Source organism: Streptomyces sp. NPDC033136, assembly GCF_055578235.1.
In genome coordinates, this window is the sequence record NZ_JBVIPD010000003.1 from 471,367 (window position 1) to 483,432 (window position 12,066).

General features: G+C 75.2%; 12 protein-coding genes. 9 read left to right on the forward strand and 3 right to left on the reverse strand.

Features of this window, described 5'->3' with window-relative positions; translation table 11 throughout:
• The first annotated feature begins 565 nt into the window (after window positions 1-565).
• From ACZ5TL_RS07790 to ACZ5TL_RS07800, 3 genes are all read left to right on the forward strand, one after another.
• Window positions 566-1,558 carry an alpha/beta hydrolase gene (locus ACZ5TL_RS07790; RefSeq protein WP_468588488.1) on the forward strand — a complete coding sequence of 331 codons (993 nt, stop codon included), beginning with the start codon at window positions 566-568 and terminating at the stop codon, window positions 1,556-1,558.
• Window positions 1,559-1,694: 136 nt separating this feature from the next.
• Window positions 1,695-2,825, forward strand: coding sequence for a helix-turn-helix domain-containing protein (locus ACZ5TL_RS07795; RefSeq protein WP_468588489.1), 1,131 nt, complete (start codon window positions 1,695-1,697; stop codon window positions 2,823-2,825).
• 128 nt (window positions 2,826-2,953) lie between these two features.
• The gene (locus ACZ5TL_RS07800) at window positions 2,954-4,144 is read left to right on the forward strand and encodes a CaiB/BaiF CoA transferase family protein (protein WP_468588490.1); all 1,191 of its coding nucleotides are present in this window, start codon (window positions 2,954-2,956) and stop codon (window positions 4,142-4,144) included.
• A 263-nt stretch (window positions 4,145-4,407) separates the two neighbouring features.
• Here the strand turns inward: ACZ5TL_RS07800 and ACZ5TL_RS07805 are convergent, their stop codons facing one another.
• A complete protein-coding gene (locus tag ACZ5TL_RS07805; RefSeq protein WP_468588491.1) occupies window positions 4,408-5,052 on the reverse strand; it encodes a phosphoribosyltransferase in 645 nt (214 codons plus the stop codon).
• A 257-nt stretch (window positions 5,053-5,309) separates the two neighbouring features.
• The gene (locus ACZ5TL_RS07810; protein WP_468588492.1) at window positions 5,310-5,966 is read right to left on the reverse strand and encodes a dienelactone hydrolase family protein; all 657 of its coding nucleotides are present in this window, start codon (window positions 5,964-5,966) and stop codon (window positions 5,310-5,312) included.
• Window positions 5,967-6,083: 117 nt separating this feature from the next.
• Here ACZ5TL_RS07810 and ACZ5TL_RS07815 point away from each other — a divergent pair, with 117 nt between their 5' ends.
• The 6 genes from ACZ5TL_RS07815 (at window position 6,084) to ACZ5TL_RS07840 (ending at window position 11,352) form a co-directional block, all read left to right on the forward strand.
• Window positions 6,084-7,094 (forward strand): GlxA family transcriptional regulator, encoded by a 1,011-nt coding sequence (locus tag ACZ5TL_RS07815; protein WP_468588493.1) that lies wholly within the window; start codon window positions 6,084-6,086, stop codon window positions 7,092-7,094.
• Window positions 7,091-7,693, forward strand: coding sequence for a DJ-1/PfpI family protein (locus ACZ5TL_RS07820; protein ID WP_468588494.1), 603 nt, complete (start codon window positions 7,091-7,093; stop codon window positions 7,691-7,693). The genes ACZ5TL_RS07815 and ACZ5TL_RS07820 overlap by 4 nt, the downstream gene beginning before the upstream one ends.
• A 55-nt stretch (window positions 7,694-7,748) precedes the next feature.
• Entirely contained in the window at window positions 7,749-8,204 is a 456-nt protein-coding gene (locus tag ACZ5TL_RS07825) for an archease (RefSeq protein ID WP_468588495.1), read from the forward strand.
• 33 nt (window positions 8,205-8,237) lie between these two features.
• Window positions 8,238-9,332, forward strand: a complete 1,095-nt coding sequence (locus ACZ5TL_RS07830; protein ID WP_468588496.1) for a CapA family protein — start codon at window positions 8,238-8,240, stop codon at window positions 9,330-9,332.
• A 138-nt stretch (window positions 9,333-9,470) separates the two neighbouring features.
• Entirely contained in the window at window positions 9,471-9,923 is a 453-nt protein-coding gene (locus ACZ5TL_RS07835) for a YbhB/YbcL family Raf kinase inhibitor-like protein (protein ID WP_468588497.1), read from the forward strand.
• Window positions 9,924-10,092: 169 nt separating this feature from the next.
• The gene (locus tag ACZ5TL_RS07840; RefSeq protein WP_468588498.1) at window positions 10,093-11,352 is read left to right on the forward strand and encodes an MFS transporter; all 1,260 of its coding nucleotides are present in this window, start codon (window positions 10,093-10,095) and stop codon (window positions 11,350-11,352) included.
• A gap of 116 nt (window positions 11,353-11,468) precedes the next feature.
• Here ACZ5TL_RS07840 and ACZ5TL_RS07845 read toward each other — a convergent pair whose 3' ends face one another.
• Entirely contained in the window at window positions 11,469-11,897 is a 429-nt protein-coding gene (locus ACZ5TL_RS07845; RefSeq protein ID WP_468588499.1) for a VOC family protein, read from the reverse strand.
• Between the last annotated feature and the right edge of the window lie 169 nt (window positions 11,898-12,066).

Below are 12,066 nucleotides of genomic sequence, written 5' to 3' on the forward strand. Positions count from 1 at the left end.
TACTCTCCCCCCCCCCCCCCCCCCCCCCCCCCCCCCCCCCCCCCCCCCCCCCCCCCCCCCCCCCCCCCCCCCCCCCCCCCCCCCCCCAGGACCGGTGGGTGGAACGGCAGATCCTCGACCTGCTCCCCGCGATGCGCGCCAGGCAGCCCGGGCGCCTGCTGCTCCCTCGTCACCGCATTCTCATCCCTGCCGGATGACTGCCCAAACCTTACAGATGGGCCTAAATAATAGGAAAGGGTATATGGGGGACCGGCGGCGGGCCCTGCGGGCGACTGAGCCCCTCCCCGCCCCGGCTCGAAACCGCCCCGGGCCGAGCGACCTCCCGGCGGTGCGGCCGGCTTCGGACGACGACGCGGTGCCGGATGTCCCTGCTCCTGCCTCTCACGCCCGCATGACCTGCGCGTATCTTGGGCCGCCGCGGTCACGGGAGAGGCGGCCCTCGTCCGGCACCGGGCGCCACCCGCCGAACGGCGGGCAGGTTCCGCCGCACGGCGGCGCCCGCTGCCGGGGACACCGGACCGACCATGGCTGCCCGAGCCACCGCGACCTCGCCCGAGGAGACGTCATGACGCACGTACCGCCCCCGTTCGACCCCGAACTCGCCGCGGCCCTGGAGCTGATCAAGGACATGATCCGCCCGGGGCTCACGCCGGACGAGATCGCCGAGGTGCGCCAGGGCCCCGGTATCCAGATGCTGGCCGAGCTGGACCTGACGATGGGCGGGACGTTCGAGGTGGAGGACCGGCAGGTGCCCGGGCCGGAGGGCGAGCCGGACATCTCCCTGCTGATCTGCCGCCCCACCACTCCCGCCACTCCCGCCACTCCGGCAGCCTCCGGGCCGCGGCCCGTGCTCTACCACGTGCACGGCGGCGGCATGATCATCGGGAACAACCGGGTCGGCGTCGACGGCCCCCTGGCGTGGGCGCAGGCGCTGGACGCGATCGTGGTGTCCGTCGAGTACCGGCTGGCGCCGGAGCATCCGCATCCCGCGCCGGTCGAGGACGCGTACGCGGGCCTGCTGTGGACGGCGGACCACGCCGCCGGGCTCGGCGGCGACCCCGAGCGGATCGTCCTCACGGGCGCCAGTGCCGGGGGCGGGCTGTGCGCGGCCCTGGCCCTGCTCGCCCGGGACCGCAAGGGGCCGCAGCCGGTCGGGCAGATGCTGCTGTGCCCGATGCTCGACGACCGCAACGAGTCGCCGTCGACGTACCAGATGGCGGGCCTCGGAGTGTGGGACCGCACCGCCAACGAGACCGGCTGGACCGCGCTGCTGGGTTCCCGCCGGGGCGGCCCGGACGTACCGGCCTACGCGGCACCGGCCCGGGCCGACGACCTGACGGGCCTGCCGCCGGCCTTCCTCGACGTCGGCTCCGCGGAGACCTTCCGGGACGAGGTGGTCGCCTACGCCTCGCGCATCTGGCAGGCGGGCGGCGTGGCGGAACTGCACGTCTGGCCCGGCGGGTTCCACGGCTTCGACGGGTTCGCGCCCCAGGCGGCGCTGTCCCAGTCGGCGCGGGCGGCACAGCTGGGCTGGCTGCGCAGACTGCTCGGCGGGTGACGACCGGGACGGACCCTCGCACCAGCCGACAGCATCCGAAAACAAGGCCGGAGGCGGGCCCCGCTCACCGCGCGGTGCCCGGGCGCCCCCCGGCACCCCCGGTCGCAAAAGCGGCCGCATGCCGCACCATGGGCCTATGAAAGAGCTGGCCGGGCGCCTGACCGCGCTCGACCCGGACGCCGGAGCGGCGGTCCGGGTCATCGCCTACTTCGACCGCCTGGCCGAGTCCAGAGCCGGTGTGGAGGCCCTCGTACGGGGTGCCGCCGTCCTGGCCGGATGCCCGGCCCGGCTGGTGGACCCGGAGCGGCGGGTGCACGTCCGGGTGGAGGCCGACGGGACCCGGCGGGACGCCGGTGGGCCGCCGGTGACGGTCTGGCCCTCCGCACGGCTGGGCCCTGACGGGGCCGGAGCGCTGTGGCTGGAGCGGGACGCGGCCGCCGGGGAGCGCGCCGGAGTCGTTCCCGGCGTGGTCGACGCGGTGATTCTCGAACGGGCCGCCGGCGCCCTGCGGCTCGTTCTCGATCGCACGCGCGGCCGGGCTCCCGCCGACGACCCGGCGCTGGTGGAGACGCTGCTCGACGCCACCGCCCCGGACCAGGCCCGTCTGCACGCCGCCCGTCGCGTCGGCCTGGACCCCGCGTCCCCGGCCCGGGCCCTCGCCCCCCTGACCGGCCGGCCGCGGGTGATACCCGCCGGCACGAGCGTCGCCCCGCACGGCGGCCGGGCCGCCGCGGAGGCGGCCCCGGCCGTCGTCCGGCCTCGGACGGCTGCGACTCCCCCAGCGGCCGGTCCGCTCACCGGCCCACCGGTTCCCCCGGACGGCTCCGGCCTCCCCGCCGGACGGCTCGGTGTCGGACCCGCCGTCCCCGTGCTCGATCTGCCCCGCTCATGGGACGAGGCCCGTACCGCCCTGCGGTTCACCGCCGAGGGCACCCCGCAGGACCCCGGGTCCCGGGTCGTGTACGCCGACGAGCTGGGCGGCATCGCCCTCCTCGCCGGCCTCGTCGCACCGGGGGCCGAACCGCCTCCCGACGTGCGCGTCCTGGAGGCGGCCGCGGCGGCCACGCCCTGGTTGCTGGCGACCCTGCACGCCGTCGCGTACGCGGCCAGCCTGCGCGCGGCCGCCGCCGGGATCAGCGTCCACCACTCCACGCTCCAGGACCGTCTGACCCAAGCCGAGCACCTGCTGGGCTGGCCGGTACGCACCCCGCAGGGCAGACTCCGGCTCCAGCTGGCCCTGACCATGAGGCAGCTGGCCCGCGCGTAGCCAGGAAGCACACTCGCCCCCGCTCAACCCCCCGTGATCGGAATCGCCCCAGGCAGCCCGCCCCGCCCCCGTCCTCCTGGGAGACACTGTCCGGGCGCCCTCCCGTACGAGGTTCAGGAGCTTGAGGCATGAGCGTGCAGCGGTATCCCCTGGCCGGGGTCACGGTGGTCAGCCTGGAGCAGGCCGTGGCCGCGCCCTACGCCACCCGGCAGCTCGCCGACCTCGGGGCCCGTGTGATCAAGGTGGAGCGGCCCGGCGGCGGTGACTTCGCGCGCCGGTACGACACGACCGTGCACGGCCACTCCAGCTATTTCGTGTGGCTCAACCGCTCCAAGGAGTCCCTCACGCTCGACCTGAAGGACCCGCGCGGCCGGGAGATCCTGCACGACCTCCTCGACGGCGCCGACGTGTTCGTGCAGAACCTCGCCCCGGGCGCCGCCGCCCGGCTCGGTCTGGACGCCGCCGCCGTCACCGGCCGCCGCCCGGACCTGATCCCGTGCACGATATCCGGCTGGGGCACCACCGGCCCCTGGGCCGACCGCAAGGCGTACGACCTGCTCGTGCAGTGCCAGACCGGGCTGGTGTCGCTGACGGGAACCCCGGAGGGAACCGCCCGGACCGGGATCTCCGTCGCCGACATCGCCGCCGGGATGTACGCCTACAGCGGCGTCCTCACCGCCCTGTACACCCGCGCCACCACCGGCGACGCCCACCCGGTGGAGGTGTCCCTGTTCGAGGCGCTCGCGGAGTGGATGGGCCAGCCCGCCTACTACACCCGCCACGGCGGCACCCAGCCCCCGCGCCTCGGCACCCGGCACGCCACCATCGCGCCCTACGGGACGTACCCCGCCGCCGACGGCAAGGAGGTTCTGTTCTCCATCCAGAACGAGCGGGAGTGGGCGGCCCTGTGCACCGAGTTCCTCGGCCGGCCGGAGCTGGTGGACGACCCGCGCTTCGCCACCGCCTCCGACCGCGTCGCCCACCGCGGCGAGCTCGACACCGTCGTCGCCGGCCGCATCGCCCGCTCCGGCTCGGACGAGATCCTCAAGGACCTGGAGCGCATGGGCATCGCCTGCGCCGGGGTCAACGATGTCGCCGCGTTCCTGGACCACCCCGTGCTGGCCGCCCGCGGCCGCTGGACCGAGGTGGGCTTGCCGGGCGGCACGGTGGAGGCCCTGCTCCCGCCTGCCGACCTCGCCGGCCTGCCCGCGCGCATGGACCCCGTGCCGGCGGTGGGTGAGCACAGCGACGCGATCCTCACCGAACTGGGCCGCACCGGCGAGGAGGTGGCGGCGCTGCGCGCGGACGGCGTCGTCTGACAGCAGCGCACCGGGGAGCTACCGGGACCCGGCGGCGCGCTGTGCCGCCTGCTCATGGACGTCCTCGCGGGCGTCCTGGACCGGGCTTCCGGGCGGCCCTGATCAGGAACGCGCCGGAAGAGGCGGCGACCCAGGGGAACGGAAGAGGCGGCGACCCAGGGGAAGGTGGAGATCATCGCCGCGCCGGCCGCGAGGGAGGCGGCGCGAGCACACATCGTCGTCCGTCGTGGCCGGCTTCCGCCGCTCCTGCCGGGTGACCAGGGTCAAAGGCGCACGTGAAGCGCCCGCAGGACGTCCTGGTCCGTCAGCTGGTCGAAGTTCTCGTACCAGAGGCCCACGGCCATGAACGCGGCCGGCTGGTGCAGGCAGACCAGCTCGTCGGCCTCGGCGCGCATCAGCCCGGCCGCCTCCGGGGAGCACACCGGCACGGCCAGCACCACCCGTTCGGGCGCCTGGCGGCGTACGAAGCGCAGCGCGGCGCGGGCCGTGGAGCCGGTCGCCAGACCGTCGTCGACGACGATCACGGTCCGTCCCCGCAGCTCGGGGGCGGGACGGCCCTGCCGGTACAGCCGTTCGCGGCGGCGCAGTTCCGCGCGCTCCCGCTCGATGACGGGGGCCAGGGCGGCCTCCTTGATGCCCAGGTGCCGCAGGGCGTCCTCGTCGAGGAGCGGCACTTCGTCCCCGGCCATCGCGCCGACGCCGAACTCCTCCTGGAAGGGCGCGCCGATCTTCCGGACGACGAGGACGTCGAGCGGGGCGTCCAGCGCGTCGGCGACCTCGCGCGCCACGGCGACGCCGCCGCGGGGCAGGGCGAGCACGAGCGGATCGGGCAGGTCCCCCTCCCGCTGCCGGGTGCGCAGTGTTTCGGCCAGTTCCCCGCCGGCCTGCCGGCGATCACGGAACCGCATGACGGTCACCTCCGCTTCCCGCACGAAGAGGGCCCCGGCCGGTCCCGGCTCCCGCGTACCCCGGTGCGCACCGGACGATGCACACCCGGCGTACCTCCGTCGCGCTCGGGATCGCGGCGTGCTTCCGGCCCGACGCCGGCGCGGTGGTGCAGCGAGTGGCCGCCGGCCGCGTGCCCTCCCGGCGGCTGCGGCGGGAACTGCGGCGGCAGGGCGCCCGGTCGCGTCCCGGCCGGCCGGGGGGCCGGGTCCGGCCGGCGTCAGCCCGCGGCGGTCGTCAGCTGCTCGTCGCACCACCGCCGGGCCGCGTCGGTGACCTGGTCGAGCGCTCCCGGCTCCTCGAACAGGTGGGTGGCCCCGGGCACGACGTGGAGGGTGTGCGGGGTGTGCAGCCGCCGGGCCGCCTCCTCGTTGAGCCGCAGCACGTGCCCGTCCCGGCCGCCCACGATCAGCAGCACCGGGGCCCGTACCGCGTCCAGGGCCTGGCCCGCGAGGTCGGGCCGGCCGCCGCGCGAGACGACCGCCCGGATCCGCCCGGGGCGTTCGGCGGCGGCGACCAGGGCCGCACCCGCGCCGGTGCTGGCGCCGAACAGGACGACGGGCAGGCTCCGGGTGGCGTACCACTGGCCCAGCCAGTCGATCGCGGCCACCACCCGGCGGCCCAGCAGGGGGATGTCGAAACGGAGCTCGGCGGCGAGCGCGTCCCGCCGTTCCTCCTCCTCGGTGAGCAGGTCGATCAGCAGGGTGCCGAGCCCGGCGGTGCGCAGGCCGGTGGCGACCTCGCGGTTGCGGGGACTGTGCCGCGAGCTGCCGCTGCCGTGCGCGAACAGCACGATCGCGCGGGCGTCCGGCGGCACGTCCAGATCACCGGTGAGAGTGGTGCGGCCGGCGGGCACGGTGACCGTCTGGGAGATCATCGGGAGCCTCCTCTCCCCCTCGCTCCGTGGTACCCCGGCGGCGGCGGACGTCCCATGGCGCGATCTGTGGGATGCGTGTCGTTGACGCCGTGCTCCGGCCCGGTGGAGCGTGGCGGGGTGACCGATCGCCGTATCGTCTTCGTCGTCTTCGACGGCTTCCAGCCGCTCGACCTCACCGGACCGCACGAGGTGTTCCACAGTGCGGGCGGCTACACCTGCGAGGTCGTGGCGGCCCGGGCGGGGCCGGTCAGGTCGGTCAGCGGGCTGCTCGTGCACGCCGCCCACGGCGTGAGCGACCTCGACCCGGCCGGGGCGGACACCCTCGTGGTGGCCGGCGGCCAGGGCGTCGACCGGGCCCGGGAGGACGATGCGCTGGTCGCCTGGGTCGCCGCCGCCGCGTCCGGTGCCCGGCGCGTCGCCTCGGTGTGCAGCGGGGTGTTCCTGCTGGCGGCCGCGGGGCTGCTGGACGGACGGCGGGTCACCACGCACTGGGCCCGTGCGGAGCAGTTGGCCCGGGAGCATCCCGGGGTGCGGGTGGACTGCGATCCGATCTTCGTCCGGGACGGGCGGGTGTGGACGTCGGCCGGCGTGACGGCCGGGATGGACCTGGCACTCGCCCTGGTCGAGGACGACCTGGGCCGGGACGTGGCGCACGGGGTGGCGCGCCATCTGGTGCTGTTCCTGCGTCGCCCGGGCGGCCAGTCGCAGTTCAGTGTGGCGCTGTGGTCACGGCAGCCCGCGACGGACCCGGTGCGGGCCGCCGTCACCGCGATCCACGCCGATCCGGGCGCCCGGCACGACATCGCCGGCCTCGCCGCGCACGCCGGGCTGAGCCCGCGTCACCTCCAGCGCCGCTTCACCGCCGAACTGGGCGTGCCGCCGGCCGCGTACGTCGAGCGGGTGCGCGTCGAGGCGGCCCAGCGCGCCCTCACCGAGGGCGACGAACCGGTCGAGGCCATCGCCCGCCGCTGCGGCTTCGTCACCGCCGAGACGCTGCGCCGCACCTTCCACCGCCGGCTCGGTGTCGCGCCGTCGGACTACCGCGCCCGGTTCCGCTCCACCGCGGAACCCGCCGGCGCTCACCACGCCTCAGAGCACCGCATCTCAGAGAAGGGGGAACCCGCATGACGACGTATGGCCTGCTGGTCTTCGAGGACGCCGAGGAACTCGACTTCGTGGGGCCCTGGGAGGTCTTCACGGTCTCCGCCCGGCTGCGCGACAGCGCCGACTCGGCCGTGCTCATCGCCGAGCACCCCGGGCCGGTGCGCTGCAACAAGGGCCTGCGCGTCCTGCCCGACCACACCCTCGACGACCATCCGCCCCTGGACGTGCTGCATGTGCCGGGCGGACGGGGAGCGCGTGAGGTCCAGCCGCACAACCGGGTGATCACCGACTGGATCGGGAAGACCGCCGGACAGACCTCGTGGACGCACGGCGTGTGCACGGGCACGTTCCTGCTGCACGCCGCCGGGCCCGCCCGCGGGCGCCGGGTGGCCACCCACTGGAGCCACGAGGAAACCCTCCAGGCGCTCGGCGACGTCACGGTCGTCCGCGACGCCCGCTACGTCGTGGACGGCGACCTGATCACCAGCCAGGGCGTCTCGGCCGGTATCGACAGCGCGCTGTGGCTGGTCGGCCGGCTGCACGGCCGGGACCACGCGCGGGCCGTACGGCGCTACATCCAGTACGACCCGGCGCCGCCCTACCTCGCGGACGAGCCCGTCTGAGCCACGGCCGGGCCGGTCGCCGCATGGGTCCGCGCGCCCCGGGCAGGCGATGTCCATGGGCGGTGACAGGGACGACGACGGGCAGGGACGGCAGCCGGGCGACTGCGGGCACCGGGCGGTACCGCATCCGGGCGACATCAGGATCGAGGCGTGGGCGGCGTGCCGGGAGCACTGTCTGGCGGAGGCCGTCCTGGCGCTGGTGGAGTGCTTCGCGGACGTCTCCGGAGTGCGTCCGACCGCCGTGGACCAAGTGCGGCTGGCCGAAGCCAGCGACGACGACCTGCTCGCCTCGCTCCTGGACGAGGTCATCTTCCGCCTGGAGGAGTACGGCCAGGTGCCCGTGGACGTGGAGGCGGACGAGGCCGACGGCGGCCTGGACGTACGGCTGGCGGTCACCGGCCTCGCGGACGTGGAGATCACCGGGGCGGTCCCGAGGTCGGTGGCGTGGAACGAGCTGCGGATCGGGCCGGATCCCTGCGGATGGTCGTGTGCCGTGACGGTCGACGCGTGACCCCGCCGGCCGGGGTGTGCCTACCGTGGAGGTGTGGCCGACGGCGTCGTGACGCTGTTCCTGTGCGGTGACGTGATGCTCGGGCGTGGCGTCGACCAGATCCTGGCGCACCCCGGTGATCCGGCACTGCGGGAGGCGTACGTCGAGGACGCGCGGTGCTACGTCCGGCTGGCCGAGTCGGTGCACGGGCCGGTGCCCGCGCCCGTCGGTCCGTCCTGGCCGTGGGGCGCGGCGCTGCGGGTGCTCGACGAGGCCGCTCCGCACGCCCGGACCGTGAACCTGGAGACGTCCGTGACGCGCTCAGGCGCGTTCGCGCCCGGCAAGGAGATCCACTACCGGATGCACCCGGCCAACCTGCCCGCCCTGGCCGTGGCCCGGCCCGACGTGACCGTCCTCGCCAACAACCACGTCCTGGACTTCGGCCTCCCGGGCCTGCTGGAAACCCTGGACACGCTGGCCGGTGCGGGCCTGCGCACGGCGGGTGCCGGCCGGAACGCCGGTGAGGCGTACGCGCCCGCCGCGGTCCCCCTCCCCGGTGGCCGCCGGCTGCTGGTCCTCGCCCTCGGGGCAGGCTCCAGCGGCATCCCGTCCGGCTGGGCGGCGACAGCGGACCGGCCGGGTGTCGCGTACCTGCCCGGCCTCTCGCCCGCGGCGGCCGGTTCCGTCCTGCGCCAGGCCGGGGACCTCACCGTTGTCTCCGTGCACTGGGGCTCGAACTGGGGGTACCGGGTGCCCCGGGAGCAGATCCGTTTCGCGCACGCCCTGGTGGACGCCGGTACCGACGTCGTCCACGGGCACTCCTCGCACCACCCCCGCCCGCTGGAGGTGTACCGGGGCCGGCTGATCCTGTACGGCTGCGGCGACTTCGTCGACGACTACGAGGGCATCTCCGGCTACGAGGAGTACCGCGACGACCTGCGGATCGCGTACCTCGTCTCGGTCGAGGCGGACAGCGGACGGCTGGCGGGGCTGCGCATGGTGCCGCTGCGGGCGCGGCGGATGCGGCTGGAGCCGGCGGCCGGGGAGGACCGGATGTGGCTGCGGGCGACGCTGGACCGGATCAGCGGTGGCGTGGGCGTGCGGCTGGAGCAGGACGGTTCGCTGTCCGTTCCCGCGCGCGCCGCGTGAGGGGGCGGGTCACGCTCCCGGCTGGGACCGACGCGTCGCGCGGCCTCCCCGCGGGCTCGCACCGGGGACTCAGGGGCGCCTGGGACAAACCGCCTGAACCGCGTGTCCGCGCGGTCCGGCGGGGGTACCCCGGGTCCCATGACCGGCATAGAACTGCGCAGCGACGCGTTCAACGACCACTCCTTCATCGCGCGCCGGTACGCGTACGAGGGACCGAACGTCTCTCCGCCGCTGGCCTGGAGCGGTGTACCGGACGACGCGGCCGAACTGGTCCTGCTCTGCGAGGATCCCGATGCCCCGTCGGGCACCTTCGCGCACTGGGTCGTGGTCGGCATCGACCCGCACAGCGCCGGCGTCGAGGCCGGGCACTGCCCGCCGGGCGGCACGGAACTCGTCAACGGCTACGGCCAGGAGGGCTGGGGCGGCCCGCATCCCCCGCCGGGTGACGACGCCCACCACTACTTCTTCCGCCTCTACGCCCTGTCCGAGCCGTGCGTCCTGCCCGGCGCGCCCCGCGCGGAACAGGTGCACGAGGAGGTCGAGAAGCGCCGGCTCGCGGACGGGACGCTGGTGGGTCTGTACCAGCGCTGACCTTCCGGCCCGTGTCCCAGCGCTGACCTTCCGGCCCGTGTCGCCGCGCCACAACGGTTGGTTGTGGCCCGGGTGACGGGCGGTTGTTTGATCGGCCCGTCCGGTCCTCGCTTGGATGGCTCCCGGTCAGTACCGGGTTGTCCGCGGGAGCCGGGGGTGTGCGCCGGGCATGGTGGAAAGACGGCGGTCGCTGGGGCGGCGGTTCGGGTGGCTGTGGGGCGCGTACGCGGTCAGCACGGCCGGTACGTGGCTCGCGTTCGACGCGTTCGCCCTGATCGCGGTCCTGGCGCTGGACGCCGGGCCGGCGCAGGTCTCCCTGCTGGCGGCGGTGGGGCCCGCGGTAGGCGCGGCGGTGTCGGTGCCACTCGGGCCGTGGGTGGAGGTCCGCCGCAAACGGCCGGTGATGATCGCGACGGACCTGGTCCGGTGTGCGGTGCTGCTGAGCGTTCCCGTCGCGTTCGCCCTCGACCGGCTGAGCTTCGGCCAGTTGCTCCTGGTGTCGGTGGCCGTGGCTGCGGCGGACATCACCTTCAACGCGGCGGCCGGGGCGTTCCTGAAGTCGCTGGTGCCGCGGCGGGACCTGCTCGTGGCGAACGGGCGGTTCGAGGCGACGTTCTGGACCGCCAGCATGCTGGGGCCACCGCTGGGCGGGGCGGCGATCGGCCTGTTAGGCCCGGTGACGACGGTGGTGGCCGACGCGGTGAGCCATCTGCTCTCGGCGCTCGGGATCCGGGCGATCGGGAGCGCGGAGAAGCACCCGCGACGTCCGGTGGACCGGCCCCGGGCAGGTGACCTCCTCGCAGGCTGGCGCCACATCCTCGCCGACCCGGCCCTGCGCCCGCTGTTCCTCAGTACGGTCCTGTTCAACGCCCTGATCATGGCGGCCTCACCCCCGCTGCTCGTCCTGATGGTCGACGACCTGCGCTTCGCCCCCTGGCAGTACGCCCTCGCCTTCGCGCTGCCCTGCACCGGCGGCCTGCTCGGCTCCCGCCTGGCCCCGCGTCTGGTCACGCGCCACGGCCGGCACCGGGTGCTGCTGGGCTCGGGGATCCTGCGGGCCTGCTGGCCCCTCGGCCTGGCCTTCACCGGCCCCGGCACTCCCGGGCTGGTGCTGGTCATGCTGGTGGAGTTCGGCCTGATCGCCTGCTGCGGCGTGTTCAACCCGGTCTTCGCCACGTACCGCCTCGACCGCACCCCCACGCACCGGGTCACCCGCACCCTGGCCGCCTGGACGGCCACCGGCCGAGCCACCACGGCGGCCACGACGGCCCTGTGGGGCCTCATCGCCTCGCTGACCGGTCCGCGCGCGGCCATCGCCCTCGCCGGCACCCTCGCCCTGGTCACCCCGTTCCTGCTCCCCCGCCGCGACCACGCCCCGGCCACCGGCCCCGGGCCGGCTCCGCGGTCACGGGAGCCGGACGGCGGCTGAACGGGCCGGCGGGGGCGGGCCGGCGGGGCGGGCCGGACACTGAACACGCCGCCCGCAGAAGGCCGTTCGGGGACGGAGCGTGGCTGAGCCCCGTCCCCGGCATAAGCACCCCCGGCTCAGACCGCCCCGGGCACGTCCTCCGTGACGCCGTTCAGCGGAGAGGACGGGTCCGTGCCGTACGGGCGGGTGAGGATCTCCAGGCCGTGGCCCGCGGGGTCGAGGAAGTAGACGCCCCGGCCGCCGTCGTTGCGGTTGATACGGCGGGGGTGGTTGCCGTGCGGGTCGGCCTGGATGGGGATCCGGGCCTCGACGAGGCGGCCGAGGGCCTCGTCGAACTCGTCCTCGGAGACGAGGAACGCGTAGTGCTGCATGGGGATGTCGATGTCGACGGTCGCGAAGTCCAGGGTGACTCCGTTGGCGGTCGTCACGGGCAGGAACATCCCGGTCGGCGCCCCGACCTCCAGTCCCAGGATCTCCGCGAGGAAGTGCGCGGACTTCTCCCGGTCACGGGACAGGACGATGGTGTGGTTGAACTCGACTGACACGGTCAATGCCTCCACGGGCATCTCCGCGGCGCCTCCATGCCTCACCCGGCCGGTGACCGGCACGCGATGCCGCGCGAGGATCGTAGACAGGCGCCCCGGCGGTAGTCGAGCGCTTTTCGGCCGTATCGAGGAGCTCTGGCCACCGAAGCCCTCGTCCCCGTCGCCCCGC

Bases quoted from the DNA above. Each gene is read 5' to 3' on its own strand.
- ACZ5TL_RS07840 (WP_468588498.1), top strand. From the start codon at position 10,093: ATGGTGGAAAGACGGCGGTCGCTGGGGCGGCGGTTCGGGTGGCTGTGG.
- ACZ5TL_RS07820 (WP_468588494.1), top strand. From the start codon at position 7,091: ATGACGACGTATGGCCTGCTGGTCTTCGAGGACGCCGAGGAACTCGAC.
- ACZ5TL_RS07805 (WP_468588491.1), bottom strand. From the start codon at position 5,052: ATGCGGTTCCGTGATCGCCGGCAGGCCGGCGGGGAACTGGCCGAAACA.
- ACZ5TL_RS07795 (WP_468588489.1), top strand. From the start codon at position 1,695: ATGAAAGAGCTGGCCGGGCGCCTGACCGCGCTCGACCCGGACGCCGGA.
- ACZ5TL_RS07825 (WP_468588495.1), top strand. From the start codon at position 7,749: ATGGGCGGTGACAGGGACGACGACGGGCAGGGACGGCAGCCGGGCGAC.
- ACZ5TL_RS07835 (WP_468588497.1), top strand. From the start codon at position 9,471: ATGACCGGCATAGAACTGCGCAGCGACGCGTTCAACGACCACTCCTTC.
- ACZ5TL_RS07800 (WP_468588490.1), top strand. From the start codon at position 2,954: ATGAGCGTGCAGCGGTATCCCCTGGCCGGGGTCACGGTGGTCAGCCTG.
- ACZ5TL_RS07790 (WP_468588488.1), top strand. From the start codon at position 566: ATGACGCACGTACCGCCCCCGTTCGACCCCGAACTCGCCGCGGCCCTG.
- ACZ5TL_RS07810 (WP_468588492.1), bottom strand. From the start codon at position 5,966: ATGATCTCCCAGACGGTCACCGTGCCCGCCGGCCGCACCACTCTCACC.